The organism is Martelella sp., from assembly GCF_984369615.1.
In genome coordinates this window covers 1-2494 of record NZ_CFHTCS010000502.1, presented here as the reverse complement: position 1 = coordinate 2494, position 2494 = coordinate 1, and the positions used below count along the sequence as shown (strand labels likewise).

General features: G+C 64.0%; 3 protein-coding genes. All 3 read right to left on the bottom strand.

The annotated features are described in order from the left end of the window. Positions 1-1008, bottom strand: a 1008-nt coding sequence (locus tag AC5DC2_RS22885; protein ID WP_491700153.1) for a ferritin family protein, incomplete at its 3' end; no start/stop codon positions are given. A gap of 17 nt (positions 1009-1025) precedes the next feature. Beyond that, a complete protein-coding gene (locus AC5DC2_RS22880; RefSeq protein WP_024707682.1) occupies positions 1026-1298 on the bottom strand; it encodes an MmoB/DmpM family protein in 273 nt (90 codons plus the stop codon). A gap of 12 nt (positions 1299-1310) precedes the next feature. Continuing rightward, positions 1311-2309 carry an aromatic/alkene monooxygenase hydroxylase subunit beta gene (locus tag AC5DC2_RS22875; RefSeq protein ID WP_491700152.1) on the bottom strand — a complete coding sequence of 333 codons (999 nt, stop codon included), beginning with the start codon at positions 2307-2309 and terminating at the stop codon, positions 1311-1313. Between the last annotated feature and the right edge of the window lie 185 nt (positions 2310-2494).

The window sequence follows — 2494 nt, the reverse complement described above, 5'->3', positions numbered from 1 at the left end:
GTAGGGCGACCAGTTCTGGTGCGACAGATGATCGGCCTCGGCCGTTGCCTGCTCGTGATATTTGGGCGGACGCAGGCCGTAGCGGGCGAGATCCTCGAAAAGCGCGCCGCCGGCCTGGACGAAATAGATTTCCCACGCCTCCTTCCACGACATGATGCGCTTGGGCAGCATGTAGTCCATCATCATGGCGACGAGGCTCAGCACCTTGTAGCCGCGCCAGAACCACTTATCGACCCAGCGCTGCACGATCGGCAGGTTGTCGGGGTGCTGTTCCAGCAGGAACTTGATCACCTCGATGCCGAGCGTCATGTGCCGGCTTTCATCCGACTGGGCGGAAAACCCGAAGGTCACCGTCGCCATGTCGCCGTTATAGGCCGCGCCCGACATGAAGGGCACGAAGAGCAGGTTGGTCAGCACATATTCGAAGGCGAAGCCGATCGCGATCATGAACTCGAACGGGCCGGCGGTGCGGGCGTCGTCGAAGAAGGACTTCGGCACGGACAGGTACCAGACCCGGTCATGCATATGCGGGAATTCGTGCAGGCCGTCGAAGAACTTGTTGTAGTGCGAGATCGTGTGGATCTGCGTCTGGGCGTGGCGCAGTTCGTCGAGGGACTGCATCTGCGCGGCAATGCGCGGGCCGACGCCCGGAAGCTGGCGGCCGGCATGGGCGAAGCCGCGATGGGCCTGATATTCGAGCGGCGAGACGCCGGTCAGGAACAGTTTCACCGCGTTCAGATAGCGCGCCTCGGAAAGGCCGAGCTGGCCGTTGTTCTGGGCGAAGCTGTCGAGCACGGCGTAGAGCTTGCGCTCCTTTTCCGACTGGAACTTCCAGTAGGCGTCCATGGTGAGGCGGAAGGGGTCCTGCCACTTGTCCCAGTCGCGGATCTTGATGCCCTCGAAGGTCGCCTCGGGGAAGACCTTGTCCATCGGCTGATAGGTGGTCTGCCAGTCGAGGCCGCGGGTGAGAAGCGCGTAGCGCTGCTTGAGGCCGAGTTTCTTTGCCATTGTCGTCTTTCCCCTTCTCAACGGTTCCAGGAGAGGGCGAAATAGTCATCGTCCTCGTCCAGGTTGCCGGCCATGGAAATCATGGTCATGTGAATTTCCTGCGGATCCCATTCGCGCCCGAGCTTCTCGGAAACAGTGGAGGCGCGGATGACGAGGTCGCCGGCGCGGTCGAGCTTCAGCGCGCCGGGCATGGAAAGCGTTTCCACGCCCGGATTGTCCTGCCGGATCGCGTCGGCGATCATCCGGCCGTCATTGGTATCCTGAAGCGTGATCGATACGAGCTGTGCCATGTCGGTTCTCCTTCAGGCGGCAAGGCCGAGGCGGCCGGCGCGGCCGTCGAGCTCGGAAACGAGGTCGGCAAGCGCCGGCTTTCCGGCGTCGCCCAGAACATGCGCGGCAAGCGGCGCCAGCGCCTCGGCCGTGCGGTCGCGCCAGAAGCGGTACCACTCCCCGAGAAGGTGCGTGTTGGCATCGCTCTCCTCGGCGGCACGGCGGATCACCGCATCGGCCCAGCGGCTCTGGTCGGCAAACCATTCGACCATGAACTCGGTCACCATGGAGACGGCGGTTGCCCCGTGCTTCTGGCCTTCCTCGTCAAAGGCCGTATAGACCAGCGGGTAGAGAAGTCCGTCGATGGCGAGGTTCTGCGCCACGAACAGCTCGAACCAGTCCCTGACCACCAGCGTATCTTCGACCAGGCGGCGCATGCCCTGCCAATATTGGGCGTCCAGCCATTTCCCCTTTGCCGTGTCGAGCGCCTCGCCCGTGCCGCCGGCCATGTCCATGCCGATCTGGCCGATCAATTGGGCGATGCCGAGCTGGTCGCCGGCCGCAAACATCGACGGCGCCGTCACCGCCGTGCCGTAGCCGCGGTCGCAGATCTGGGTGGCGTTCATATTGGCGCCCCAGGCGACATGTCGAAGCGGCAGGAGGTAGTCCTCCACCTTTTGCCGCCATTCCGGCTCGATCTTGTCGAGCAGGCGGCGCCTCTCGACGAAGTCGATATTGTGCTGGGCCGCCTCGCGCATGCCGGCGCGGGAGATGTTATAAGTCGCGTAATAGAACTGGCGCGGATCGCGCAGCGCGTACCAGTCGGCCATGACGATGGCGGTGCGGCGCGGATCGTAAAGCTCCATCTCCGGCTCCCAGAAGGGCCGGTAGTGGAAATGCGCCGTGGCCTGAACGTCCAGCATGCCCTCTTCGTAGCGGCTCGCCGGACGGTCCTCGCCGAAGCGGCGGGCGATATGGCTGAATGTCTGGCGGCGCGGCGTCAGTTTCAGCGTCTTCAGATCGATGGACAAGGGTTCTCCTCCCCGTTTGCCTGGTTTCTGGTTGCGATTCGTCTCAGCCGCGGCCGGCGGGCGCTGCCCGATAAAGTCCGGCGGTGCGGGCCCTGATGGCTTCGAGCGAAACGATCTCGCCGTTTTCGTCCGGCAGGATCTCCGCCTCGCAGCGCTCGCAAAACTCGGCGAAGGCCGCGTCGGGC

What these genes read in the sequence shown, in the direction of transcription:
- AC5DC2_RS22880 (WP_024707682.1), bottom strand. Translation starts at nt 1,298, where the DNA reads ATGGCACAGCTCGTATCGATCACGCTTCAGGATACCAATGACGGCCGG.